Genomic DNA, 23,847 nt, shown 5'->3' on the forward strand with positions numbered 1-23,847 from the left:
CTTCACCACACGGTCCAGGCGGACACGCCCCTAGGAGCGGATGGCCCGCCCGCACTCGTCCTCGGCGGGGCCGCCCTGCGCGACCGGTGCGGTGCGGTCGTACGGGTCGACCTCCTTGCCGGCCTCGTCCGCCCGACGCTCCCTGCCGAAGGGCGGCGTGAGGTAGCCCGTGGGGGCGCCGCAACCGCCGTTGGTCATGTCGTACTTGTACGAGACGATCGAGAACGTGCCCGGCTCCGTCGTCACCTTGTCGGGGTCGTCCCAGCTCAGGACCAACTCGCGCCGGACGATCGTGCGGACGATCTCGTCGTCGTCGCCGCCTCCGTCCGCGCGGGTGACCGGATAGACGAAGGTGACGTCGGCGGTCACCTGGAGCGCGCCGCGCTCGCCCTCCCGGTAGGTGAGTCCGCCCCGGGTCTTCACGACGTCGCCGACCAACTGGGTGCGGGCGGGCTGGAAGCGGCTGAAGAGGAGAAGCGGGTCGTTCTTCTCGCCCGGGGTCTGGAAAGCCGTCTTCAGGAGGTCCTGGACGTCCTTCTGGTGCGGGTTGATCAGCGCGATCGCCTTCTCCGGGCGCTCACCCCGCAACACCCCGCGGTCCAGGCCGGACGTGACGACGAAGTCCCGGCTGCGGGCGAGGGCTTGCTCGACCTGGGCCGCGCTCATCCAGCCGACCGCCTCGGCCGCCGGCACGCTGATCCCCTCCGCCCCGTTCGCCCAGTTCGCCGCAGGCGAGCCGCGGAACGGCTCGTCCATGGTGGGGCGTCGGCCCGCGGCCGCCGGTGCTTCGTGGTCGTCGCCGGCGAACAGGTCCACGACCCGCCCCGGCACGAACGCCACCACCAGCAGCGCCAACGAGGCCAGCAGCCCGACCAGATACCACCCCGTGCGCCGCTTGGGCCGCGCCGGTGCGTAGCTGCGCCAGCCCTCCGGACTGCCGCCGGGCTGCGTACGCAGCCGCCGTGCCACGTCGCGGGCACGTGCCGAGGGCTCCTTGGGGGCGTCGGCGGCACCCGCCGCCGACTCGCGCAGAAACCGCTCCCACTCCTCGTCGGACCTGGACGAACCGTCCGGCTCCGTACCCGCTCCCATCCCCAACCCCCTGGCACATCAATCGAACGCGCGCCCACCTCCTGGCCGCGCGTTCGTATGATGACACAGGGCACTGACGGTCGATCGGATCGGGCCGACGGTGTGGGCGTGTCGCCGCCCTTCCCGGCCGGCCGGCCGGGTCAGGACAGGATCTCGACGTACCCGTCGGTTCCGTGCACACGGATCCGCTGCCCGTCCCGGATCAGCGAGGTGGCCCGCTCCACGCCCACCACGGCCGGCAGGCCGTACTCCCGGGCGATCACCGCGCCATGGGTCATCAGGCCGCCCACCTCCGTCACCAGACCGGCGATCCCGACGAACAGCGGTGACCAGCTGGGGTCGGTGAACGTCGTGACCAGGATGTCTCCCGCTTCGAGATCGGCCTCCGCCATGTCGAGGACGACACGAGCCCTCCCCTCCACGGTCCCGGCGGAGACCGGCAGGCCGACCAGGGCCCCGGCCGGCGCGTCCTCGCGCCGGTACGCCCCGCTCAGGGCCTCACCGTCCGAGGTGAGCACCCGGGGCGGGGTGAGCTCGTGGTAGGAGCGGAACGCCTCCTTGCGCCGCTGGATCAGCCCGTCGTCCACCCGGTGCGACCGTACGACGTCACGGAATTCCTGGAACGTCAGGTAGAAGCAGTCCTCCCGCTCGGGCAGCACACCCGCCCGCACGAGACGTTCGGCTTCCTTCAACAGGGCCTGCTTGTAGACGAAGTAGCGGCCGATGATGCCGTACTTCGGGTACTCCCGGTATCCGATGAAGGTTCTGACCCGCTCGATCATCCGCCGGGTCTCGTCGGCCTTCCGATCCCCGTCCGGCAGGGCGCGCAGGCGCGACAGTACGTCCTGCTCCTTCTGCTGCGCCTTCAGCCGTCCTTCCTCGAAGCGCCGCTCGGCGGCGCCCGGTTCGAAGATCCTGACGTGGTCCAGGAGTACGGGCACCAGCGTGGCGGGGCGTTCGCGCCAACGCGGCCTCGTGATGTCGATCTCCCCGACGCAGCGCATGCCGTACCGGTCGAGGTAGGCCTCGATGGCGTCGCGCGCCTCGCTGCCGCCCGCGACCTTCGCCAACTCCTCCAGGAAGTCCTCGCCTTGGACCTCCCGCAGGAACGCCAGCACCTCCGGTAGCGGGCGGACGACGTCCGCGACGTCGAGCAGCGCCAGCCCCATCTCCGACGTGACGTTGTCGGGAGCGGACAGAGTCAGCGTGTCAGCCGCGTTCTTCTCGCCCAGCCACTCCTGCAACGTGTCGTTGAGCCACCAGGTGGCCTCCATGCCCGCCATGATCGCCTGCATGCTCAGCGGATCGCCGAGCACCCGCTTGTGCTCCTCGAAGGCCTCCAGCAGGAAGTCGAACAGCTCCGGTCCGGTCTTCGTCCGGATGTCGCGCTCCAGAGCGGCGACGGACGCCCGGCTGCGCTCGATCAGTTCGGTGACGATGGCCGGATCGGTCGCGATCGGGGTGGGCGCGCCGCCGGCCGGCGTCCCCGCCGGCGGTCCGGCGGGACCGGCGTCCGGGAGCGAGGGGACGAAGTCCTCTCGCTTTAGGACGGTCTCCAGAGCGTCCCTGACCAACGGATCGCCCTTCCCCAGGGCGTCGAGGAGACCGGCGCGGCTCGCGGGCGAGGCCAGGCGCCGGGTGACGTCGACGAACAGCCTCCCGCCGGCCTCGTGCATCGGCACCATGGCCGTCAGCTGCCACATGGAGTACCCCAAGGGCTTCATGGGGTCGGTCATCATCTGCCCGTGGCCGACGGAGACGTAGACGTGGTTCTCCTCGTCGCCCACCTCCGGGATGGGGAACAGCGTCGTGATCGGCCGGCTCTGAACGATCCGGAAGTCGCCGTCGACCAGGCACCATTCGATGTCCTGCGGGCGGCCGAAGTGCGCTTCGATCCGCCGCCCCAGCGCTGCGAGGCTCACGGCCTGAGCATCAGTCAGCGCGGGCCGCTCCTGCTGCCGGGCGTCGACCGCCACCTCCCGCGTACCTCCGGCCGGTACAGCGTGCACGGCACGCTCCTTGGCGGCGATCGTCCTGGCGACGACCTCGCCGTCGCGCACCCGGAACACGTCCGGGTTCACCAGGCCGGAGACCAGGGCCTCGCCGAGGCCGAAGCCCGCGTCCACGGTGGCGACCTTGCGGTCGCCCGTGACGGGGTCGGCCGTGAACAGGATGCCGGACGCCTGCGGGAAGACCATCCGCTGCACGACCACGGCCATGAGGACCGTACGGTGGTCGATGCCACCGCGTCGGCGGTAGGTCACGGCCCGCTCGGTGAACAGCGAGGCCCAACACCGGCTGATGTGCCGGAGGATCGCCGCCGGCCCCACGACGTTCAGGTAGGTGTCCTGCTGGCCGGCGAAGGAGGCCGTCGGCAGGTCCTCCGCCGTCGCGCTGGACCGGACGGCGTAGGCGGCCTGCTCCCCGAACCGGGCGAGCGCGCCGATGATCGCGGAGACGACATCGTCCGGGACGACGACCTCCTCGATGGTCCGGCGGATCCGCTCGCTGAGCGTCCGGACCGCGACCCGGTCGTCGGGGTCCACGCGCGACAACTGATCGAGCTGGTCGTCGATCGACGGCGCCCCCGCCATGATCCGGCGGAAGGCGTCCGTCGTCACGCAAAAGCCGTCCGGTACGTGGACGCCGTCGATCCGCGACAGTGCGCCGAGGTGCGCGCCCTTGCCGCCGACGACCGCGACCCGTGTCGGGTCGACCTGTCGCAGGTCCCTCACGTACTGCTCGATCACTGCGATACCTCCGTGGTGGCGGTGTTCCGTCGTCCTGTGGCGACCGATCGCACCACCGGCCCCTCCCGTTCTGTCGAAGCTCTTGTCGAGCACGTATTCATCCTTGGTTCGACGTCACCGCGTCCCTCACGCGTCGACAGCGACACACGCACGTCGTAGCCCCATTTCCGCAGGTTGTGGCCTCGGTCGAGGATTCTCCGCCGTGCCCCGGGTCTTGTGGCAAGCCCCCCCATGCGCTATAGCTTGAGAGTGGCGGGAGGTGGTAACTCCTGCCCTGGCGACGGACCTCGCCGGCCCGGTTCACCGGAGCCCTCCTCGGCCCGGCCCCTGCGGCCGTCCGCACCCGCCCCGCCACGCGCGGTCTTCGCGGACCTCATGGCCCACCTCGGCCTGAATCCCACCTACGGACGCTACCTGGACCGAGCGCCGGCGCCGCTGCTCGCGACCGTGGACCAGATGTCGCTCTTCGGCCTGCACCGGGCGTTGCGCGGGGCCCTCGTCGGCCACTTCTTGTGTGTGGAGGTCACGTCCTCACCCGGGTCCCGGCGCATGGCCGAGGCCGTGCGGCGCTGCGAGGCCGGACCTGGAGGCGGAGGTCGCCTTCGGATGCTCGGCGACCGTCCTCCTGGAGGACCGCCTCGCACACCACGTCCGCGAGAACTGGGACCACGGCCGCAGCGCGCTGCGCGGCCCGTTGCCGCCGCAGGCGTGACGGGAGGCTCCTCGGGGAGCCCGCCCATGGGCGGAGTCGGTGACGGACCGACCCACGCCGACGCGGACCTCCGGGACCGCCCGCTACGCCACCGAACCGACCGTGGCGGCGAGGGCGGCGACGGCCAGGGGAACGGTGGCGTGGACGTCCGGCGCGGGCGCTCCGGCATCCGTCCCGAGGGTGCGACGGGCTTGCGCGCAGGAGGTGACCACGGCAGCCGCCGTGCCTGCCTCGCGGCACATGCGGTCCGCCCTGACGACGATGCTCATGGCCGCCGGACTCAGTGCGGCGTCGGACAGTTCGAGCACCACGGGCGTGGACCGGTGGGCTGTCAGGAGGCCGTCGAGCGTCCACGTCGTCGCGGCCCGACGGCCGATGTCGAGGTCGGCCTGCAGCCGGACGATCAGTACTCCGTCGTCGGTCACCTTGATGGGCAGCACGGACACTCCTTCGCTACACGAACCGCAACTGTTTGTGTACCGGCCACGTGCCCTGACCGTGCGGTTGCATGCGCACGAACGGCCGAACGTGCGGAAGACGCCCGCCGGGGCGGTCGGCGGACCGCCTGCTGCCATCGGGTCCGGTCGTCCTCCTCGTCCGCGCACCTCCTGCGCGCCGGCCCAGGGTGGTGTCCTGCGCTTTCCCCGGACGCCTACCCGGCCACGCACGGTCGAGACACGCGCGGAGAGCGCCCTGGCCGGGCCCTGAGCCCTGCCCTGCCAGCCAGGCCAGGCCGGGCCGGGCCTGGTTTTCGGGCTCGCGGTACGCCGGCGGTTCCCGCGGGGAGCTCCGCCGTACGCTCGCGGGATGACCGACAACGAGATCAAGCTGAAGGCCATCGCGGCACTGACCGGTGTGCGGAGCGGGATCGGCGCGGACTACGTCTCCTCCCTGCTCGGCGAGGTGACACCGGCGGAGTTCCTGGTGCCGGCGGAAGCCGATGCGGCGGAGGTCGGGTCCGCCGTGCTGGATCAGCTGTCCGGCCCGCTCAGTGCCCTGATCAGCGGCTTCGTGCTCGCATTCGAGGCGGTCGCGGACGCCTTCGACCAAACGGGGTCGCCGGCGTCGGCACAGGAGATCCTGCAGGACCTCGCCCTGCGCCTCGCGAGCGAATCCGACTGATCCGGCGTGCTCGCCGGGCCGTCGCGGGCAGGAGGACAGCGGGTCCGAGAAGGCCAGGATGCCGCTGATCCGCGTGATCGTCGTACGTTGGGGAGGGGCAGCAGTGCAGGCGGTGCTTCCGACGGCTACCGCGACGAGAGGGACGAGCAGGAGGACGGATCATGAGCGAGACCAGTGCCCGCGGCGACGACGTCTACCAGCCTCAGCCGGAGGACGAGCCCTCCGAACTGCAGCCCGACATGGACGACAGCCTCGGCGAGCCCGGCACGGACGCCGTGCTCGACCAGGGATACTCGCCGCCCGAGCGGCCCTACACGAGGCATGGGGACGACACCACGGGTGAAGCGCAACGCCGGGGGGAGAGCCTCGACGAGCGCCTCGCCAGGGAAGAGCCCGACGGAGAACCCACCGCGGGGGACGGCATCGGGGACCTGGTGGACGGCGAGGGCGAGCCCATGGACGCGCAGGCGGGCGGCCCGCGCGCCGGACGGCTGGCCGCTGCCACCTCCTCGCCCCACGGGAACTCCGTCCTCGCGCGCGACGTGGGGATCGACGCGGGGGCGGCCTCGGCCGAGGAAGCCGCCATGCATCTCATCGAGGAACCCGAGGAAGAGACGGCCTAGAAGGAGGGCGGTGGCGAACTCCCGCGCATGGGACAACGACGACCGGGCAGACGGCCCGTCGGAACCGAGGTCGTTGCCGGCCGGGCCGAACGGCCCGATCCGCGACCCGGGCTCCGCGGTGACCGCGACGCGCCGATGTTCACGCGTGCGGCCCAGAGGCCGAGGCTCGAAGACCTGCGTGACCGCCGATCTCGCCGCGCACGTTTGTCTGTTTCGGCCTAGTTTGGGGCCCGTCAGGATTTCCTACACCAAGGAGTTCACCATGGCGGACAAGGGCAAGATGGATCAGGCCAAGGGCAAGGCCAAGGAGGCCGTCGGCAAGGTCACCGGCAATGACCGGATGAAGACCGAGGGCAAGATGGACCAGGCCAAGGGCAAGACGAAGGAAGCCCTGAGCGAGGCCGAGGAGCGCGCCCGCGGAATCCAGGACTCCCTGCGCGACAAGCGCGACAGGGCCTGACGTCGCCCCGCGAGCACCCACCTGGCTCGCGGGCGAAGCAGGATCGGCCCCCGGCGCCTCGGCGTCGTGGGGCCGCCCCTTGTCGCGGTCGGCGTCGAGCGTCGGCCGATGTTCCCGGGGCCCGCCCCCCTTGTTCCTGGGCGCCGCCGAAGTCGCTCGGCGAGTACGGCGGTTCGATCGATACCCGCCAGTAGCTTTCCAACAAGCTCTGGTTACAGTGGTGTTGACCGACCGTCGGCGATGTTCGAGGCCGGCGGGAGAGCGTGCGCGCGGCGGCGTGCCGTCGCGCGCGGGAACAAAGGAAATCATGGGTTCGATACACAAGCGCATCGGAGCGGTCCTCGGTTCGACCGCCCTTTTCGTCGGCGTGGCCTTCACGGCCGGCGCCGCGACCGCCGGCGCGGATGAGGTGGGCGACCTCTCGGCACACATCGACTTCACCCTGTCCAGGACCGGGGTCTCGGGCGTTGCCGCGAGGTCGGGGGACGGGTCGTTCACGATGAACCTCGTCAGCCCCACGGACGGCCACGACATGGGCTTCGCCCGCTGGAACGCCGATCCGCAGCCCGCGCCCAACATTCCGGGCGACTCCCTGATCGCCAAGGACATCAGCCCCGACGGGTGGGCCGTCGAGGCCGAACTGAGCACCGGGCGCATCGCTTCCACGCGTGGCCACAAGGCGATCTACATGAAGGTCGTCTCCGGCAACCTGCCCGAGGGCCACGCGTACAAGCTGCGCGGGTGCATCGCGAAGGGCAGCGAGCGCAAGTGCACCGAATGGGTTTCGGTCCACGCCTGATCCGTTGAAGGCCGGGTCGCTCGGCGGCCCGGCCGACGCCCGCGCCGATCCACCGAGCGCGCCGGGTGCTCGTTCAGCCCTCGCCGGCGGCAGCGTCGCGCGACGGGGCATCCTTCTTCAGCTCCTGGGCGAGCATCACGAGGATGCCGCTGGGGCCGCGGAGGTACGTCAGCTTGTAGACGTCCTCGTAGGTCGCCACACCGCGCAGTGGATGGCATCCGTGCCGTGCGGCCGTCTCCAAGGCCTGGTCGATGTCGTCGACCGAGAAGGCGACGCGATGCATGCCGATCTCGTGGGGAAGGGTGGGCGGTGTCTCGATCGCTTCGGGGTGGATGTACTCGAAGAGTTCGAGGCGACCGTGACCGTCCGGGGTCTGGAGCATCGCGATCTTGGCGTGATTGCCATCAAGACCGACGGCCGTGTCGGTCCACTCACCACTGACCGTGTCACGGCCCACGACCGTGAGGCCGAGGTCGGTGAAGAAGGAGACCGTTGCTTCGAGGTCGCGAACGGCGATGCCGACGTTCTCAAGTTTGATGGCCATGCGTCGCATGCTAAGGGTCGTCCCGTAAATGATCTCCGCATCGCCCTGGGCAGGGCCGGCCGATCCTTTGCCTGTTCGACGATCTGAGGGAGAACGAGATGGGGCTGACTCTGTTCCCAGGAGACGGAGACACCAGCAGCCCCGACGTCGGCCGGTCCTACGGCGGCTTCGCAGCGTTCCGGCGGCAGCCGGCGCGAGCCGCGCGAACGACGTCGAACTTCTCTTCCTCTGACGTCCACGAAGCCGGGGCGGGCCTGACGCCCCCGCAGTAACGGGACAGCCCTCAGGCCGCCTCCCACTTGAAGCGGCCTTCGAGTCGATCCGGGCTGAGGTAGGCATAGCCGCCACCGTCTGCGAAGTTGAGGAAGTACGGGTCGCCGTCCCCGTGGTCGAGTTTGAAGAAGAAGCGCCAGGGTGCCTCGTACCCCGACCAGTCGGGGTAAGCCGCCCGCCCACCGATGTAGTGGTCGACGGGGAGGACACCGTCCTCTTCCAGCTCTGCTTCCAGTTCGTCTCCCACCGGTCGGAACTCGATGCGGAACTCGACGGGCACCCTCTCCTCCTCCGAATCGAAGGCCCACAGGCAGCGCCCCGTCGTTCCGGGAGGTCCGATGAGGGCGAAGCCGGGGATCCGGCCGCCCGGCTGCACGAGGAGTACAGCTTCTGCGTCGTCCACGTCCATGCCGCCTGTCTCGTAATCTTCGTACGAGAGGAAGAGGTAGGCCATCCGCGGCTGCTCGCCGGGCTCGCCCGGAACGGGGAACTGGCCGATGAAGTCCAGTGGGATTCCTGTCCTGGGGGACACCGGCCAGCTGGGCTCATCCAGCCAGACGGGTTCGCCGCCCAGTTTCGCGACGGGCGCCGATATGGGGGTACTGGCCGGCACGAGCCGCATGTCGAGCCGGGGGAGGTAGGCGGCGTCGTCCGGGCCCTCGGCGCCGGGGACGGGATGCTGGAGATTCATGCCCGGACCCTATGTCCGAGCCCTGACAGTGAGCCTTTTCAGAGTGGCCACTGATCGGGTGACTCGGGTCGAGCCAGGTTGAGGACCGCAACGCACAGGGCTCCCGCGCCGTGAGGGAGGTGTTCGAACTACAGTAGGTGAGCCCGTCGAGTGGCATAGCGAATCCGTGCAGAGAGGGGCAGCGGGGAATGAGTGTGCTGGAGAGCTGGTCCCGCGTAATGAATCTCCTCCGGGAGCATGCTCCTGCCGATCACGCGGAACTGCCCGGCCCGGCCCCGGAGCGGATGCTCGCGGCCGCCGAGGAGCGCATGGGTGTCTCATGGCCTCAGGAACTGCGGGCGTGGCTGCTGCGGAACAACCTGGATCTTCCCGAGGCCGATGTGGACGACGACGTGGCCTGCTGCGGTTACGCCGGGTTCCCGGACGAGGGGAGCTTCTTTCTGGGCATCCGGGCGATGGAGAGGCTCTACACGAATCACCCCTTGTCCGGTGGGGACGAATGGCGCGAGGAGTGGATCCCGTTCCAGTCGGACCGGGACGGCTGGATGGGACAGTTCATCGACGCGAGGGACGGCCGTATCGGCAGATGGTTCGTGGGTACGCCCACGGTCACCGGCGAGTACGCGTCATTGGCTGACTACTTCGACTCCGTGGCGGAGATGCTGACGAGGATCGGTGCGGGGGACTATCCGGTCTGTTCCGTTGCCGAAGGGCGACTTGTCTGGTCGTGAGGCCCCGAGGCCGTGAACGGAAGTGCCCCCGGAACCGAAGAACGACCGGGGGCACTGCTCATTGTCCGGTTACGGAGCGGGGCGGTGAGGCCACGACCTGCACGTTCACTCCGTGACGGCGCTGCTTCCGGGAGAGGCCGGCCCGGCTGTCGCCGACACCGTCGCACTCGGCGAGCGTCCCGTCGAGCAGGACGCAGTCCGGATCGGCCTCGCGCAGGACCCGCAGGAGGTTGGGGGCCCGGCCGGACAGGTGCTGGACGACAGCCGTGACGTGGGCGTGGGCGGTGCCGACGGACATGCCGAAGCCGGCGGAGATCTGCGCGAGCGTGTCGTGCCGGCGGCGGTGGACCAGGCCCACGAGGGCACGCCGATGGGGCGGCCGCGCGGCGCCGACCACGGCACCTCGCCGTGTTGTCGGGATCCCCCGAGTACGCCCACGACGAATGCCAACCGCTGTGCGACGCATCGCATCTGACACCGCGCCGGCCCGCTGCGGACGAACGGCTGTGGGTGATCACCGCGGAGTGGGACGCACGCCCCGAGCCGGGCGCGGACCGATGCCCGCATCGCGGTCACCCTCGCCCCGCCCGACCGGCGCCGGGTCTTCCGGCCCTCTCCCGGAGGCGTGGACGTATGGGCCCCCAGCACCGCCGAGCGTCACTCCTTGAAGGTGGCTCACCCCGACCGGCTCTCGGCCCATCCCGGTGGCCCAGAGGTAGTGGATCACGAACCGGCCGTCAGCGACCCGGTTCGAGTCGATGTCGACGCCGGACCTCGAAGGGCGGGTCAGGCTCCCTCGGGGGTGATCAGGCAGAAGGGGTGGCCGACGGGGTCCTCGTAGACGCGGTATCCGATCGGCTTGTCCGAACCGTCCAGCAGCTTCGCGCCGAGGGCGAGCACCTGGGCCTCGGCCGTATCGAGGTTCGCGACCATCACGTCGAGGTGGATCTGCTGAGGACGCTCGGGATCCGTCCACCGCGGCGCGCGATAGTCCTCCACCCGCTGGAAGAGGACCACCGGGGTGCCCGCCGCGTTCTGGAGCACGACGAAGTCGCCGGTGTCGTCCTGCCGTGTGAGCGACAGCAGCTTCTCGTAGAAACCGGCGAGTTCATCAGGGTCGGGGCAGTCGATGACAACGGTGTACAGGTGTCCGATCATCCGGCTCACTCTGCCACTGGCCCGCGAGCGGGCCGAACAGCAGGGGCCCGGACCACGGTTGACGTACGAGCCGAGCGGCCGTGTGGGACCATTCCCACATGCGTCTGATCGCCGATGGGACCACCGCCGCCTCGCGCGCGGTGCTCATGAACGAACTCCAAACCGACGACGGATACGCCTTCGAACTGGAACGCCCCCGCTTCTTGGCGGTCGGCGACCGGATCGGCTTCGAGGACGGCAACCTGGTCGTCGCGCGCGCGAGCGGTGAACGCCTTCGGCCCGCCGGCTCCTGGGCGACGCGCTGCCGACGCGGATACCGACCCCCCACCGCCACAGCGTGAGTTCGCCGGCCTCCAGGGGGCGGGAAGCTGTGGCAGCCCCTCGAACTCCTCCGGGGGCGAGGGCCGGTGCCTCGCCGGTGGCGGCGACCGCCGGGCGGCGAGGGGCGGGGCGTACAGCCTGGACGACCACGGGCGGAAGCGCCCTTCCTGACCGCTCACCCGGACCGGGGAGGCTCGGGTGTTCGATCCGAGTGGCCCATGGATCATCCCTTCGGGGGAACACCGCTCGCGAGACCGAGCCGGAACCCGCGTGACGACGAATGGGGCGTGCGGGCCGGTCACCGGGCCGCGCGGCAACTCCGTACCGGGGATGCCGTCGAGTACCGATCGAGGAGATCTCTTCATGTCGCGTGTTCTGAAGAACGCCGCTCTCGTCCTGGCCGCCGGGGCCGTCGTGGTCGGGGGTGCGTCGATGGCCTCGGCGGACGCCGGGGCCCAGGGGGCTGCCATCGGGTCGCCGGGGGTGCTGTCGGGCAACCTGATCCAGGTCCCGATCCACATCCCGGTCAACGCGTGCGGGAACTCCGTCAGCGTCATCGGGCTGCTCAACCCGGCCTTCGGCAACACCTGCGTCAACGCCTGACCTGCGCCACCCCGAAGGCCGGTCCTCGCTTGTCGGCGGAGGACCGGCCTTCGGGCCGCCCGGGCCCGGCCACCCACGCGTCAGCAAGAAACCGATCTTCACTTGATCGGGTGAGGTGACCCATCCGGGGTGCGGAGGGTGCCGAATGCCCAGCGTGAGGATCGATCGAAGGACCATCGAACGCGGCGCACTCGCCGCGACGAGCGGACTGCTCGCCGGATTCACGGCCCTGGCCGTGGGCGAGCTGGTCGCCTCCCTCGTGCGGCCTCAGGCCGGGCCGGTCACCGTGGTCGGTGGAGCCGCCATCGACCGGACACCGGCCTGGCTGAAGGACTACGCGATCCGGACCTTCGGCGAGAGCGACAAGTTGGTCCTCCGGTGGGGGATCCTGGCCACCATCGGGGTGTTGGCGGCGCTGCTGGGCCTGTTCGCCCTGCGGCACCGGCGTACGGGAGCGGCCGGCGTGCTCGCGGTCGGCGCGGTCGGCGCGGTCGCGGCGCTCACCCGGCCCGACTCGGGGGGTGTGGGCGACGTACTGCCCTCGCTGCTCGGAGCCGTGGCGGGCGCCTCCGCTCTCTACCTGCTCGTCGGATTCCTGACCGCTGCACCCGTGGCGCCGGGGGACGGCGCCGCAGAGCCCGCCGGGGAGACCTCCGGATGGAATCGGCGGGGCTTCCTGATCGGCGCCGGTGTCACGGCGGTCGCCGCCACCGGAGCCGGGGTGCTCGGCCGGACCCTGACCGGACGCTCCGGCCAGGGCGCCGCCGCCTCACGAGCGGCCGTCACCCTCCCCGCTCCCGCGTCCCCGGCCGCTGACATCCCGTCCCGCGCCGCGCTCCGCATTCCCGGTCTCAGCGCCTTCACCACCCCGAACAAGGACTTCTACCGGGTGGACACCGCACTCGTGGTGCCCAAGGTGGACACGGGCACCTGGCGGTTGCGGATCCACGGCAAGGGTGTCACCCGCCCGCGCACCTACACCTACCAGGAGTTGCTCGGACGGCCGTTGATCGAACGCGACATCACCCTGACCTGCGTGTCCAACGAAGTGGGAGGCCCGTACGTCGGCAGCGCCCGATGGCTGGGGGTCCGCCTCGCGGACCTTCTCGCAGAGGCGGGCGTCACACCCCCGTCCCGGGGTGGCCGGGCGGACCAGTTGGTGGCCCGTTCCGTCGACGGCATGACGCTGGGCTCACCCGTGGAGGACGTCATGGACGGCCGGGACGCGCTGCTCGCCCTGGGCATGAACGGCGAACCGCTGCCGTTCGACCACGGCTTTCCCGTACGGATGGTCGTACCGGGACTGTACGGGTACGTCTCGGCCTGCAAGTGGATCCAGGACATCGAGTTGACCACCTTCGACTCCTACGACCCTTACTGGGTCAAGCGCGGGTGGGCCCGCAGGGCCCCCATCAAGACCCAGGCCCGCATCGACACCCCCAAACCGTTCGCCCGGACCACCGCCGGCACGGTGACGGTCGCCGGTGTCGCCTGGGCCCAACACCGTGGCATCCAGCGGGTCGAGGTCCGAGTGGACGACGGCCCCTGGCAGGAGGCCGAGCTCGCCGAGCAGGCCACCACCGACACGTGGCGCCAGTGGTCCTTCCCCTGGAAGACGACACCCGGAGGCCACAACCTCACCGTGCGCGCGACCGACGGCACCGGCCAGGTGCAGACCGAGCAGCGCGCCCGGACCATCCCCGACGGGGCCAGCGGACGGCACAGCGTCTTCGTCACCGCCACCTGACCCAGCCGGACCACCTCACCCACCCGGACCATCCGACCCATCTGCACGGCCCGAAAAGTCCCTTTCCTCCATTTTTCTTCCCTCGACACACCTCGATTCGCCATGGAGAAAACCATGAACGCCCTTCGTTTCCGTCGTACCGCCCTCGCCGTCGCCACCGCAGCCGTGCTGCCCTTCGCACTGACCGCCTGCTCCGAGGACGGCAAGTCCTCGGACGCCGCGCCCGCCGCCTCGGCGAGCGCGGACGGATCCGACCCGGCCGCGGGCTCGTCCGAGCCCGCGACCGCGATGGACAAGCCCTTCGGCACCGCCTGCGCGGGTGTGCCCAAGGAGGGGGCAGGTTCCTTCGACGGCATGGCCAAGGACCCGGTGGCCACGGCCGCCTCGAACAACCCGGCCCTGTCGACCCTCGTCGCGGCCGTCAAGCAGGCCGGCCTCGTCGACACCCTCAACAACGCCAAGGACATCACCGTCTTCGCCCCCACCAACGACGCCTTCGCGAAGATCCCGAAGGCCGACCTCGACAAGGTCCTCGCCGACAAGGAGCAGCTGACCAAGATCCTGACCTACCACGTCGTCGGCCAGAAGCTCACCCCGAAGCAGCTGGAGAACGGCTCCTTCGAGACCCTGGAGAAGGGCAGGATCACCACGGCCGGCTCCGGAGAGTCCTACAAGGTCAACGACGCCTCCACCGTGGTCTGCGGCAATGTCCCCACGGCCAACGCCACGGTCTACATCGTCGACACCGTGCTGATGCCCAAGTAGCCCTGATGCCCGAGTAGCCGCACGGCCGCGGCACTCCCACCACCGAACACCGGATGCCCCGGCCACCGCACGCGGTGACCGGGGCGAGGCCCGTAGCGCGGCGCTCCCGGCCCGCTACGTCCCAGGCGCCGGGGCCGACGACGACACCGCCGTCCTGGCCGTGAGGTCACCACGGCAGGTTGTCGACAGGACGCGGACGGTCGGACACAGCCGGCTACGACCGAGACCGTGCACGGTATCCGGTGGTGCGATCAAGGCGGAACGGGGGTGCGATGGAACGGTCCCCGCAGGCCGTCGCGCGGCCTGCCGCCTGCCGGGAGCGGCGGTGGTCCCCGTGTCCCTCCACGCCTTGGCCGCCGTCGTGGTCGCCGGTGCGGCTTGCGTCAGCGGGCGGCGGTCCCGCTCGTCACCATGGCCCACCTGCCGTCCTTCACCGAGTACACGGTGAGCCGGCGGTCGAGCGTGTCGCCGTTCCCGTCGAAGGCGACGCGGCCCGTGACACCGTCGAAGGCGACCCCTGTCACGGCCTGCGGAACCTTCGCCCGGGTGTCGGGGGCGGGGGGAAGGGTGCCGCCGTTGGCCGTCACGACCGCCTTCACGGCCTCGATCAGGGTCCAGGTCGCGTCGTAGGCGTAGGGACCGTACCAACCGGCGGCCTCCGGATAGTCCGCCTTCCGGTACCGGGTGAGGAAGTCCTGGCCGGCCGCCGATTCCTCCGCGGCGACACCGATGTTGGTCGCGAGGTCGCCCTCGGCCTTCGGGTTCGTCGTGAGGTACTGCACGTCGTAGATGCCGTCGCCGCCCATCAGCGGGACGCCGACCCCGGCCTGCTTCAACTGCTGGGAGAGGACGGCCGCGGTGTCGTAGTAACCGCCGAAGTAGACGGCGTCGGCTCCCGAGGACCGCACCCTCGTGGCGAGGCCCGCGAAGGCGCGTTCCGCTGGATCGACCTGCTCGGTACCGACGACCGCCCCGCCGAGCTTCGCGAACTCGGGCGTGAAGCCGGAGGTGAGGGCGGTGCCGTGGGCGCTCGCGTCGTCCACCACGTAGACCTTGGTCTTCTTCGCGGTGCCGTGCAGGTACCGGGCGGCGAACGGCCCCTGGACGACATCCGTGCCGATGGTGCGGAAGTAGGTGGAGTAGGGGCGGGAGGCGGTACCCGCGGCCCAGTCCGGGCCCAGCGTCAGCACGGGGTCGGTGTTGCTCGGGGACACCACGGCCATGTTCGCCCGGGCGAGCGGTGCCACCAGCGTCTTGGCGACACCGGAGTTGACGGGGCCGACGACGCCCAGCACCTTCTCGTCGGACACGAATCGGGCGGCGTTGGCCTCACCCTTGGCGGGATCGGCGCCGTCGTCCAGGGCCTTGATCTCGAAGCGCACGCCGGGGACGTGCCCGGTTTCGTTGGCGGTCCTCGCCGCCAGGTCGGCGGAGTTCTTGACACCGAGGCCCATCGCGGACAACCCGCCGCTGAGCGGCGCGTCCACGCCGATCACCACGGTGACGGCGGACCCCGACGCGCCGTTGCCGGCCGTCCCGCCGCCGCGGGGCGCGTCATCGTCACGGCTCAGGCTCCAGGTCAGGACGGAGCCCGTGGCCAGTACGGCCAGTGCCGCGCCCAGGACCACGGCTCGCCTGGGCAGGGCGCGCGGACGGGTCGACGTTCCCTCGTCGTGCTCGGCCGTGGCCGGCGTTGCGAGCGTGCCGGGGTCCCCGGCCGGGGGTACGGCTACGGGTGCGGGGACGGGCGGGACCGTCGGCCGGTCCGGTACGGGGCGCCGCGGGCTGTCGGCGGCGGATCCGGAGTCGGTGTCGGAGGCGGTGTCGGAGTCCAGGACCGTGGGGGTGTGGGGCGTCGGCTCCGCCGCCGCTTCCGGAGCCGGGGTCACCCGCGGATCCGGTGGGGGAGTCGGCGCGGTCTCGTGTCCCGCTCCCGGCCCGGTGGACGCGTCGGCCGGGGGCGTCGAGGGGCGCAGCACCGAAGCCAGCATCCGCGCCGCCTCCGCGGCGTCCACGCGCTGCGCCGGATCCTTCGTGAGGAGGGCGTCCAGCACGGGCGCCAGCGGTCCCGCGTGGACCGGCGGCAGATGCGGGCGGGTGAAGACGGCCACGGCGAGGGCGTGGAGGCCCTCCACGTCGAACGGCGGGTGTCCCTCGACGGCGTGGTAGAGGGTGGCGCCGAGCGCCCACAGATCGTTGGCGGGAGTCGGGCGCTTGCCTTCGAGCTGCTCCGGCGGCATGTACTGAGGCGTGCCGATGACGATCCCGCTGTGGCTCAGCTTGGTCGTGGCGTCCGCGAGGTGCGCGATGCCGAAGTCGGTGAGGACGACGCGGTCCTTGGTCAGGAGCACGTTGTCCGGCTTGATGTCCCGATGGATGATCCGCGCCGCGTGAGCCTCGGCCAGCGCGTCGAGCATCGCCGCGCCGATCTCGGCCACCCGCTGCACGGGCAGCCGGCCCCGGCTGCGGATCGCGGCCGCCAGGGACTCCCCGCGGACCAACTCCATGACGATGACGGGGGCCCCGTGATGCTCCACGACATCGTGGATGGTGATGATTCCCGGGTGGCTGAGAGTGACCGCCGCGCGGGCCTCGCCGGTGAACCGCCGCAACAGCGCGGCGCGGTCGCCGTCCTCTATGCCCGGCGGGAAGAGAATCTCCTTGACGGCGACCTCGCGCCCGAAGAGTTGCTGGTCAAGGCCGCGCCAGACCCGGCCCATGCCGCCCTGTCCGATGCGTTCGACCAGTTGGTATCGGCCGGCGATGAGTTCGGGATTCTGCTCGGTCACGCGCACACTCTAGATCCTGATGAGCCGGTCGGGTGACGGAAACCATGGCTTGATCACGCTTGTGGGGACGAGGTCCCGGCCCTCGCGGCGCGGCTCCCCGCCCGCCCGCCCCCGCCCGGCGTCAGGCGCTCCGGTGAGTGAGGGCTTCCTGGGCCGGCAGTCTCAGGGGGGTGCCGACCGCCGTGCAGAAGTCGGCCAGCCCGACCGCCAGCGCGGCACGGGAGGCCGGCTGCATCGCGGCCATCGCCGTGGCCAGTGCCTCCTGCCTCCGCGCGCGCAGGCGTTCGAGGTACGTCCGGCCGGCGGCCGTCAACTGGAGGAGCACCTCGCGCCGGTCGTCGGATCCGGGGTGCCGTTCGAGGAATCCGACGGCCTGCAGGCGGTCGCAGAGCCGGGTGACCGACGGCGGGGCCGCCTCCAAGAGCCTGCCGAGTTCCCTCAGGTTCATTCCCCCGTTCCCGTCGACCAGGAACAGCACCCTGGCCTGGGCGGAGGAGACCGGAGGGGCACTGACCGTGTCGCGGCCCCGCTCCCAGACCACTTCCAACAGCTCGATCAGCTCACTCATTTCCGCCACCGCCGACCGTACGGGTCGCCTGGAGCCGCTCTCCCGCTTGCTCATGTGACACTCCCTACCGGGCCCACGAACTGCCCTTCGCCGGCGAACCGGCGGCTTCTGGGCCCCCATTTTGACAGTCGACGAAAGAGGCAGGTACCGGACCGGTGACTGAAGGCAACGCAGTGGAGCGCGCGCTGCGGGACGCGGCCCCGCACAGGCTGTTCGAGACGGTCCGCGACGTCCTGTCCCGCGAGCACGGGGCACGGAGCGCCGAGCTGCTGATGGCGGACTACGCCTCGGCCCGGCTCCAACCCGTCACCGCGCACCCCTTCACCGCGGAGTCCGTGTCGGCGTACAACGGTCCCGAGGGCCGGGCCTTCGGTGCGCAGGAGCCGCACGTGGTGACCGAGGAGGACGGAGTCACCGTCCACCTCCCGGTCAGCGTGCGCGGCGACCGCCTGGGAGTTCTGAGCGTGCGCTACGCGGCGGGCGCGTACGGTCCCGGACTCCTCGGCCCGTTGCGGGACGTGGCGGACGCCCTGGCCCACGAGATCCTCGTAGCCGACCGTGACACCGACCTCTTCCTCATGGCCCGACGGGCCAGACGGCTCACTCTGGCCGCCGAGATGCAGTGGCAGCTCCTGCCCGGACGCTCCTGCTCCCGGCCCGAGTACGACCTCGGCGGTCAGCTGGAGCCCGCGTACGGAATCTTCGGTGACTGCTTCGACTGGTCGGCCTCCGCCGACCACCTGACGTTGACCGTCAACAACGGCATGGGCGAGGGCATCGACGCGGCCCTGCTGACCAGCCTCGCCGTCAGCGCCCTGCGCAACGCCCGACGGTCCGGCCTCGACCTCGCCGATCAGGCCTCCCTGGCGGACCAGGCCCTGTACGGCCAGTACCAGGGACGGCTGCACCTGGCGGTGCTGCTGCTCCGCTTCAGCCTGGACACCGGCGAGGTCGAGGTCATCGACGCCGGATCGCCCCGGCTGTGGCGCCTGCGCGGGGGAGTGGTGGAGCAGGTCGTACTCGAAGCCCAGCTGCCGCTCGGCATGTTCGAGGACACCGTCTACACCGTCCAGCGCTTCCGCGTCCTGCCGGGGGACCGGTTGTTCTTCCTGAGCGACGGCGTCTACGACGTCCTGTCCCCGGCCGGTGATCCCTACAGCCTGCACGCGCTGGCCCGGGCCGTGATGAACACCAGACTGCTGCCGTCCTCGCAGGTGCCCCGGGCCTTGCTGGAGGAGCTGGCCGCGCACCGGGGCGGCATCGAAGCCGCGGACGACGCCATGGTCGTCTGTCTCGACTGGCACGGTCGACCCGGCACGGAGTAGGGGTGTCTCGGCGCCGGCCGAACGGGACGGTGGCACAGTGGTGGTATGCCCCGTCCCGGTCGACCCGGTGCGCACGAGGACCCGGCCGCGGCCCTCGGCGCCGCGGCGGAGCTCCTCGCGGTACTGCACGCCCACGGCCAGGACGGCGCGGATCCGGCCGTTTCCCCGTCGCAGCTGCGGGCGCTGATCGCGGTCGAGGGAGCCGAGGGCGTCAATCTGCGGGCCCTGGGTGACGTGCTCGGCTCCCGCCCGCCGTCCGTCACCCGGCTCTGCGACCGGCTGGAGGCCCTGGGGCTGCTGACCCGCTCGCCGCACCCGAGCAGCCGGCGCGAGGTGGAGCTGCGCCTCACGCCCCGGGGGCGGGCCCTGCTGGAGGAGCGGCGGGCGATCCGGGCCCGGGCGTTCTCGGCGGTCCTCGCCCGGATGGCACCGGAAGCGGTGGACGCGCTGGTGTCAGGTCTGGCGGCATTCCGAGAGGCCGCCGACGGCCTGCTGCCGTCCGGTCGCCCCGTGGACGCCTCCGACGATCAGGTCGAGGGCGCCGGCTCACCCGGAGACACCGGTCCGGCACGGACGATCGAGCGGATCGCGGACACGGCCTGAAACAGCGCCTGAAACAGCGCTTGAAACGAGCCGTTCCCGGGGCGGGGTCAGATCCCCGTCCGCCCGTACGGCACAATCATTGAGTTCGTAAAACATTGCCTTACGGCAAATGATCATTCTACGCTTGCCTCACGCAACCAGGCGTCCGTCGGGCGTCCGCCTCCAGCGGTGAAGAAGGGACAGACGCGACGCCATGGCGAGCACTCTCGGGCTGGGGGCCCGACCCCCAGCGCCCCGCACGCCATCTCAGCAGGCGGCGCACCCCCGACAGGCCTCCGCCGCGGAACCGGACGATTCCCTGGCCCTGTGGAACGGCGTACCGCCGTACGTCCTGCTCATCGAGGACGACGAGGGCGACGCCGTGCTCGTCGAGGAGCTCGTGGAGGACAGCGGGATCGATGTCCGCCTCGGCCGCGCCGCCTCCCTCGCCGAGGCCCTGGACATGCTGGCGGCCGAAGCCCCCGAGTGCGTCCTGCTCGACCTGAACCTGCCCGACGCCCAGGGTCTGGACGGCCTGAAGAAGGTCCTCGCCGTGTCCGCCGAGGCCGCCGTGGTCGTTCTGACCGGGCTGTCGGAGGAACGGGCGGGGTTGGGCGCCGTCGCCGCCGGGGCACAGGACTACCTGGTCAAGGGGCGTCTGGAGCCCGACGTCTTCATGCGGGCCATCCGGTACGCGATCCAGCGCAAGCGAACCGAACTCGCGGCGGTCGCCCTGGAAGCCGGCCGGCTCCGGGCCGAGGAGAACGCGCGCCTCGAACGCGGTCTGCTGCCGACGCCGCTGCTGCGGGACGACCCGGCCGACGCCGTCACCGTCTGCGCCCGCTACCACCCCGGACGCGCCCAGACCCTGCTGGGCGGGGACTTCTACGACGTCGTCCAGACCTCCGACGGGTCCACGCACGCCGTCGTGGGAGACGTGTCCGGCCACGGTCCGAGCGAGGCGGCGCTCGGCGTGTGTCTGCGCGTGGCCTGGCGATCCTTCGTGATGGCCGGGGCCCGCGACGCCGAACTGCTCGGGCTGCTGGAGCAGATCCTGCTGGCGGAGCGGTCCGGCCCGGAGATCTTCGCCACCCTGGTCTCCCTCACCCGCGCTCCCGGCAGCCGCGCCGTCTCCGTGCAGCGTGCGGGGCACCCCGGCTTCCTGGTCCGCTCCGCGGCCGGCGTGGAACTGCGGACGGTGCCCGGCGGGCCCGCGCTGGGGATCCTGCCCGGATGGGGCGCGGGCTGGCCCGTCACCGAGGTCCCGGTGGAAGCCGGCGGCGCCGTGATGCTGTTCACCGACGGACTGATCGAAGGGCGCATCGGACCCGGCTCCGACCGCCTCGACGAAGCCGGTCTCCTGGAGATCGCCCGCAAGCACACCGACCTGCCCGCCGAACCCTTCGTCGACTCCCTCATCCACGCGGCGCAGGGCCTCGCCGCGGACTGGGGCGGCCTGGCCGACGACGTCGCCGTACTCCACCTCGAATGGAACACCCCCACGTGACCTCCCCCGCACCACAGGCAGCGAACTCCCGAGTGCGGGCCCCGGACCGCCGCGCCCTCAGTCTGCAGGGCTGGCTGACCACCGTGCTGGCCGTGCTGGCCCTCATGGTCGTCGGCACGGGCGCCGTCGGGGCCGCCCTCCTGTCGCACACGACCACGGCCGGAAACCGCCTCGTCGACGGGATCCTCCCCGCCCAGCGGGACGCGCTCCGCCTGGAGACGGCCCTCCTCGACCAGGAGACGGGCGTCCGCGGCTATCTGCTGGCCGACGAACGCGCCCTGCTGGAGCCGTACGAACGCGGCCTGGTCAACGAGCGCAAGGCCACCGAGCGCCTGGCGACCGTCCTCGACGGCGAGGCCGGGGTACGCGGGGACCTGGCGGCCGTGGAGGAGGCCGCGCGGGTCTGGCGCGACGAGTTCGCGATCCCCGCCATCTCCTCCGTGGACAGCGGCAGCCCCCCACCCTCGCTCCAGGCCGGCAAGGACCGCTTCGACGAGGTCCGTCGGCGGATCGCGGCGCAACAAGCACGCCTGGACCGCGTCCAGTCCGAAGCACGCACCACCTTCGGCGAGGCGCGCACCCAGCGCGACCACATCCTCCTGGCCATCGTCGTGGCCTTCCTGCTGGCCGGCGGCGCTCTCGCGGTGCTGCTCCACGTGGGCGTGCTGAGGCCGTTGGGCCTGGTGCGGACCGCCTCGCAGCGCGTCGCGGACGGAGCCTTCGAGGAGGAGATCCCCTTGCGGGGCCCCGCCGACCTACGGGCCCTGGCGAGCGCTGTGGAAGCCATGCGGCACCGGACCGTCGCCGAGCTGAACGCGTCCCGGCGCACCGCCGAGCGCCTCGACCGGACGGCCGCCGTACTGGACGCGCAGGCGGCGGAGCTGCGCCGCTCCAACGCCGAGCTGGAGCAGTTCGCGTACGTGGCCTCGCACGACCTCCAGGAACCGCTGCGCAAGGTGGCCTCCTTCTGCCAGCTGCTGGAGAAGCGCTACGGGGACCAGCTCGACGCCCGCGGTGCCCAGTACATCAACTTCGCCGTGGACGGCGCCAAGCGCATGCAGGTCCTCATCAACGACCTGCTGGCCTTCTCCCGGGTGGGGCGGGTCCAGGACGCGCGCGAGACGGTCGCGCTCGACGGCGCCCTGGACCGGGCGTTGCGCAACCTGGCCACCGCTGTGGAGGAGAGCGGCGCCGAGGTCACCCGGCCCGAGCGGCTCCCGGACGTGGTGGGCGACCCCACGCTCCTGACGATGCTCTGGCAGAACCTGATCGGCAACGCCGTCAAGTTCCGCTCGCCCGACCGCGTTCCGCGCGTCGAGGTCACGGAGGTCGACGATCCCGCCGCGGAACCGGGCTTCCGGACCTTCGCCGTCACGGACAACGGCATCGGTGTTCCGGCCGAGTTCGCCGAGAAGGTCTTCGTCATCTTCCAACGGCTGCACGCCCGGGAGACGTACGGCGGAACGGGAATCGGCCTCTCGCTCTGCAAGAAGATCGTCGAGCACGCGGGTGGTCACATCCGGATCGACACCGCCCACACCGAGGGCACCCGGATCGTCTTCACCCTGCCCGTCGCCGCGGACACCGTGGACAATGCGGACAACGCGCACGATGTGGAAGCCGCATCCGGCGCGGACGGCGCGCCACTCCCCGTACCCACCGAAGGAAACCACCGATGAGCATGCCCACCGACCGCTCTCAGGTCGCCCCCGCCGAGGTCCTGCTCGTCGAGGACGACGCGGGCGACGAGCTGATGACCCGCGAGGCCTTCGAGGACAACAAGATCGGGAACGTGCTGCACGTGGTGCGCGACGGCCTGGAGGCGCTGGACTTCCTCTACCGCCGGGGCGAGCACGCGAACGCGCCCCGCCCCGACCTGATCCTGCTCGACCTGAACCTGCCCAAGTACGACGGTCGGCAGGTGCTCGAACAGATCAAGAAGGACCCGGAGTTGAGCACCATCCCGGTGGTCGTGCTCACCACTTCGGCCGCCGAGGAGGACATCCTGCGCAGCTACAAGCTGCACGCGAACGCCTACGTGACGAAGCCGGTGGACCTCGACCAGTTCGTCAGGGCGATCCAGCAGATCGACGACTTCTTCATCACCGTCGTCAAGCTGCCCCGTACACGGTGAAACCCGGACACACAGGCGACGAGCCGCGAGCGCACGAAGGAATGTGGGGAAGACTGCCATGAGCTGGGACACGAACGAAGCCGAGGCACGCAGTCACGTCGAGACGCGATCGGAAGGGGATGTGCGCATCGTCGTGATGGCGGGTGAGTTCGACATGGACAACCTGGTCGATCTGCGGCTCGCCATGGACCCCCGGGCATCGGGTGTCGCCCGGTTCGTCCTGGACGTCGCCGAGGTGACCTTCATCGACTCGACCGCGCTCAGCGTCCTGCTGCAACCCGCCTTGGAGCGACCGGTGGTCCTGGCGGGGACCGTACCGCCCCGCATGGCGCGGATCCTGGAGATCACCGGGGCCGACGTGGCGTTCGCCACCGCGCCCGATGTGGCCGAGGCGACGACCATGGTCGTCCCACCCCGCAGCGGCTGACCGACCCCACGGAGCGGAGGCGAAGGGCGACCGCCGGCGTTTGAGAGCGGCGATCCCGGCCAGAAGGGCATCCGACAACCATCGGTTCCGCCACGGGTCCCACCCGAGCGGGCCGCAGCCACGG

At 71.1% G+C, this 23,847-nt stretch carries 23 protein-coding genes and 2 pseudogenes; 16 read left to right on the forward strand and 9 right to left on the reverse strand.

The features are described 5' to 3' along the window. Positions 1-30: 30 nt before the first annotated feature. Positions 31-1,092: a hypothetical protein gene (locus ACWG52_RS35350; protein WP_390168118.1), complete on the reverse strand. Its 1,062-nt coding sequence runs from the start codon at positions 1,090-1,092 to the stop codon at positions 31-33. A 140-nt stretch (positions 1,093-1,232) separates the two neighbouring features. Next, entirely contained in the window at positions 1,233-3,842 is a 2,610-nt protein-coding gene (gene rph, locus ACWG52_RS35355; protein ID WP_453127005.1) for a rifamycin-inactivating phosphotransferase, read from the reverse strand. 360 nt (positions 3,843-4,202) lie between these two features. On the opposite strand from rph, the pseudogene ACWG52_RS35360 reads away from it, so the two are divergent. Beyond that, positions 4,203-4,554, forward strand: a pseudogene (locus ACWG52_RS35360) (iron-containing redox enzyme family protein); the annotation flags it as partial. An 83-nt stretch (positions 4,555-4,637) separates the two neighbouring features. Here ACWG52_RS35360 and ACWG52_RS35365 read toward each other — a convergent pair. Continuing rightward, on the reverse strand, positions 4,638-4,994 hold the full coding sequence (locus ACWG52_RS35365; RefSeq protein WP_389806831.1) for a hypothetical protein: 357 nt from the start codon (positions 4,992-4,994) through the stop codon (positions 4,638-4,640). Positions 4,995-5,361: 367 nt separating this feature from the next. Here ACWG52_RS35365 and ACWG52_RS35370 point away from each other — a divergent pair, with 367 nt between their 5' ends. The 4 genes from ACWG52_RS35370 to ACWG52_RS35385 all read left to right on the forward strand — a co-directional run bounded on the left by ACWG52_RS35370 (position 5,362) and on the right by ACWG52_RS35385 (position 7,558). Then, positions 5,362-5,676, forward strand: a complete 315-nt coding sequence (locus tag ACWG52_RS35370; protein ID WP_453127007.1) for a hypothetical protein — start codon at positions 5,362-5,364, stop codon at positions 5,674-5,676. Positions 5,677-5,837: 161 nt separating this feature from the next. Continuing rightward, entirely contained in the window at positions 5,838-6,299 is a 462-nt protein-coding gene (locus ACWG52_RS35375) for a DUF5709 domain-containing protein (protein WP_389806830.1), read from the forward strand. Positions 6,300-6,561: 262 nt separating this feature from the next. After that, on the forward strand, positions 6,562-6,759 hold the full coding sequence (locus ACWG52_RS35380; RefSeq protein WP_389806829.1) for a CsbD family protein: 198 nt from the start codon (positions 6,562-6,564) through the stop codon (positions 6,757-6,759). Positions 6,760-7,066: 307 nt separating this feature from the next. Then, positions 7,067-7,558 carry a hypothetical protein gene (locus ACWG52_RS35385; RefSeq protein ID WP_390168122.1) on the forward strand — a complete coding sequence of 164 codons (492 nt, stop codon included), beginning with the start codon at positions 7,067-7,069 and terminating at the stop codon, positions 7,556-7,558. Positions 7,559-7,631: 73 nt separating this feature from the next. Here ACWG52_RS35385 and ACWG52_RS35390 read toward each other — a convergent pair whose 3' ends face one another. Further along, positions 7,632-8,102 (reverse strand): VOC family protein, encoded by a 471-nt coding sequence (locus tag ACWG52_RS35390; RefSeq protein WP_389806827.1) that lies wholly within the window; start codon positions 8,100-8,102, stop codon positions 7,632-7,634. Between the two features lie 283 nt (positions 8,103-8,385). Then, on the reverse strand, positions 8,386-9,066 hold the full coding sequence (locus ACWG52_RS35395) for a hypothetical protein (protein ID WP_390137261.1): 681 nt from the start codon (positions 9,064-9,066) through the stop codon (positions 8,386-8,388). Positions 9,067-9,254: 188 nt separating this feature from the next. On the opposite strand from ACWG52_RS35395, the gene ACWG52_RS35400 reads away from it, so the two are divergent. Beyond that, positions 9,255-9,797 (forward strand): SMI1/KNR4 family protein, encoded by a 543-nt coding sequence (locus ACWG52_RS35400; RefSeq protein WP_453127010.1) that lies wholly within the window; start codon positions 9,255-9,257, stop codon positions 9,795-9,797. A gap of 82 nt (positions 9,798-9,879) precedes the next feature. Here the strand turns inward: ACWG52_RS35400 and ACWG52_RS35405 are convergent. Together ACWG52_RS35405 and ACWG52_RS35410 are read right to left on the reverse strand one after the other, a co-directional pair. Then, positions 9,880-10,176: pseudogene (locus ACWG52_RS35405) on the reverse strand (transposase family protein); the annotation flags it as partial. Positions 10,177-10,583: 407 nt separating this feature from the next. After that, positions 10,584-10,955 carry a VOC family protein gene (locus ACWG52_RS35410; protein WP_389806824.1) on the reverse strand — a complete coding sequence of 124 codons (372 nt, stop codon included), beginning with the start codon at positions 10,953-10,955 and terminating at the stop codon, positions 10,584-10,586. Positions 10,956-11,053: 98 nt separating this feature from the next. On the opposite strand from ACWG52_RS35410, the gene ACWG52_RS35415 reads away from it, so the two are divergent. The 4 genes from ACWG52_RS35415 to ACWG52_RS35430 all read left to right on the forward strand — a co-directional run bounded on the left by ACWG52_RS35415 (position 11,054) and on the right by ACWG52_RS35430 (position 14,391). Beyond that, positions 11,054-11,296, forward strand: coding sequence for a hypothetical protein (locus tag ACWG52_RS35415; RefSeq protein WP_389806823.1), 243 nt, complete (start codon positions 11,054-11,056; stop codon positions 11,294-11,296). 343 nt (positions 11,297-11,639) lie between these two features. Continuing rightward, a complete protein-coding gene (locus ACWG52_RS35420) occupies positions 11,640-11,879 on the forward strand; it encodes a chaplin (RefSeq protein WP_033221208.1) in 240 nt (79 codons plus the stop codon). Between the two features lie 145 nt (positions 11,880-12,024). Then, positions 12,025-13,626 carry a molybdopterin-dependent oxidoreductase gene (locus ACWG52_RS35425; protein WP_389806822.1) on the forward strand — a complete coding sequence of 534 codons (1,602 nt, stop codon included), beginning with the start codon at positions 12,025-12,027 and terminating at the stop codon, positions 13,624-13,626. A gap of 114 nt (positions 13,627-13,740) precedes the next feature. Next, positions 13,741-14,391, forward strand: coding sequence for a fasciclin domain-containing protein (locus tag ACWG52_RS35430; protein ID WP_389806821.1), 651 nt, complete (start codon positions 13,741-13,743; stop codon positions 14,389-14,391). Between the two features lie 383 nt (positions 14,392-14,774). Here the strand turns inward: ACWG52_RS35430 and ACWG52_RS35435 are convergent, their stop codons facing one another. Further along, a complete protein-coding gene (locus ACWG52_RS35435; RefSeq protein WP_389806820.1) occupies positions 14,775-17,180 on the reverse strand; it encodes a bifunctional serine/threonine-protein kinase/ABC transporter substrate-binding protein in 2,406 nt (801 codons plus the stop codon). 121 nt (positions 17,181-17,301) lie between these two features. Next, on the reverse strand, positions 17,302-17,802 hold the full coding sequence (locus tag ACWG52_RS35440) for a MarR family winged helix-turn-helix transcriptional regulator (protein ID WP_389806819.1): 501 nt from the start codon (positions 17,800-17,802) through the stop codon (positions 17,302-17,304). 101 nt (positions 17,803-17,903) lie between these two features. Between ACWG52_RS35440 and ACWG52_RS35445 the strand changes: the two genes are divergently transcribed. The 6 genes from ACWG52_RS35445 to ACWG52_RS35470 all read left to right on the forward strand — a co-directional run bounded on the left by ACWG52_RS35445 (position 17,904) and on the right by ACWG52_RS35470 (position 23,723). Next, positions 17,904-19,073 (forward strand): PP2C family protein-serine/threonine phosphatase, encoded by a 1,170-nt coding sequence (locus ACWG52_RS35445; protein WP_389806818.1) that lies wholly within the window; start codon positions 17,904-17,906, stop codon positions 19,071-19,073. A gap of 45 nt (positions 19,074-19,118) precedes the next feature. Beyond that, positions 19,119-19,676, forward strand: coding sequence for a MarR family winged helix-turn-helix transcriptional regulator (locus tag ACWG52_RS35450; RefSeq protein WP_389806817.1), 558 nt, complete (start codon positions 19,119-19,121; stop codon positions 19,674-19,676). A gap of 193 nt (positions 19,677-19,869) precedes the next feature. Beyond that, the gene (locus ACWG52_RS35455; RefSeq protein ID WP_389806816.1) at positions 19,870-21,162 is read left to right on the forward strand and encodes a PP2C family protein-serine/threonine phosphatase; all 1,293 of its coding nucleotides are present in this window, start codon (positions 19,870-19,872) and stop codon (positions 21,160-21,162) included. Then, positions 21,144-22,841, forward strand: coding sequence for a sensor histidine kinase (locus ACWG52_RS35460; protein WP_390168127.1), 1,698 nt, complete (start codon positions 21,144-21,146; stop codon positions 22,839-22,841). The genes ACWG52_RS35455 and ACWG52_RS35460 overlap by 19 nt, the downstream gene beginning before the upstream one ends. A gap of 2 nt (positions 22,842-22,843) precedes the next feature. Beyond that, positions 22,844-23,296, forward strand: coding sequence for a response regulator (locus ACWG52_RS35465; RefSeq protein ID WP_389806909.1), 453 nt, complete (start codon positions 22,844-22,846; stop codon positions 23,294-23,296). A gap of 58 nt (positions 23,297-23,354) precedes the next feature. Further along, positions 23,355-23,723, forward strand: coding sequence for an STAS domain-containing protein (locus ACWG52_RS35470; protein WP_453127014.1), 369 nt, complete (start codon positions 23,355-23,357; stop codon positions 23,721-23,723). Positions 23,724-23,847: the final 124 nt, after the last annotated feature.

Source organism: Streptomyces sp. CLCI03 (assembly GCF_053615355.1).

Coding starts and splice junctions, on each gene's coding strand:
- ACWG52_RS35350 (WP_390168118.1), bottom strand. CDS start 1,092: ATGGGAGCGGGTACGGAGCCGGACGGTTCGTCCAGGTCCGACGAGGAG.
- ACWG52_RS35370 (WP_453127007.1), top strand. CDS start 5,362: ATGACCGACAACGAGATCAAGCTGAAGGCCATCGCGGCACTGACCGGT.
- ACWG52_RS35375 (WP_389806830.1), top strand. CDS start 5,838: ATGAGCGAGACCAGTGCCCGCGGCGACGACGTCTACCAGCCTCAGCCG.
- ACWG52_RS35380 (WP_389806829.1), top strand. CDS start 6,562: ATGGCGGACAAGGGCAAGATGGATCAGGCCAAGGGCAAGGCCAAGGAG.
- ACWG52_RS35385 (WP_390168122.1), top strand. CDS start 7,067: ATGGGTTCGATACACAAGCGCATCGGAGCGGTCCTCGGTTCGACCGCC.
- ACWG52_RS35390 (WP_389806827.1), bottom strand. CDS start 8,102: ATGGCCATCAAACTTGAGAACGTCGGCATCGCCGTTCGCGACCTCGAA.
- ACWG52_RS35395 (WP_390137261.1), bottom strand. CDS start 9,066: ATGAATCTCCAGCATCCCGTCCCCGGCGCCGAGGGCCCGGACGACGCC.
- ACWG52_RS35400 (WP_453127010.1), top strand. CDS start 9,255: ATGAGTGTGCTGGAGAGCTGGTCCCGCGTAATGAATCTCCTCCGGGAG.
- ACWG52_RS35410 (WP_389806824.1), bottom strand. CDS start 10,955: ATGATCGGACACCTGTACACCGTTGTCATCGACTGCCCCGACCCTGAT.
- ACWG52_RS35415 (WP_389806823.1), top strand. CDS start 11,054: ATGCGTCTGATCGCCGATGGGACCACCGCCGCCTCGCGCGCGGTGCTC.
- ACWG52_RS35420 (WP_033221208.1), top strand. CDS start 11,640: ATGTCGCGTGTTCTGAAGAACGCCGCTCTCGTCCTGGCCGCCGGGGCC.
- ACWG52_RS35425 (WP_389806822.1), top strand. CDS start 12,025: ATGCCCAGCGTGAGGATCGATCGAAGGACCATCGAACGCGGCGCACTC.
- ACWG52_RS35430 (WP_389806821.1), top strand. CDS start 13,741: ATGAACGCCCTTCGTTTCCGTCGTACCGCCCTCGCCGTCGCCACCGCA.
- ACWG52_RS35440 (WP_389806819.1), bottom strand. CDS start 17,802: ATGAGCAAGCGGGAGAGCGGCTCCAGGCGACCCGTACGGTCGGCGGTG.
- ACWG52_RS35450 (WP_389806817.1), top strand. CDS start 19,119: ATGCCCCGTCCCGGTCGACCCGGTGCGCACGAGGACCCGGCCGCGGCC.
- ACWG52_RS35455 (WP_389806816.1), top strand. CDS start 19,870: ATGGCGAGCACTCTCGGGCTGGGGGCCCGACCCCCAGCGCCCCGCACG.
- ACWG52_RS35460 (WP_390168127.1), top strand. CDS start 21,144: ATGGAACACCCCCACGTGACCTCCCCCGCACCACAGGCAGCGAACTCC.
- ACWG52_RS35465 (WP_389806909.1), top strand. CDS start 22,844: ATGCCCACCGACCGCTCTCAGGTCGCCCCCGCCGAGGTCCTGCTCGTC.
- ACWG52_RS35470 (WP_453127014.1), top strand. CDS start 23,355: ATGAGCTGGGACACGAACGAAGCCGAGGCACGCAGTCACGTCGAGACG.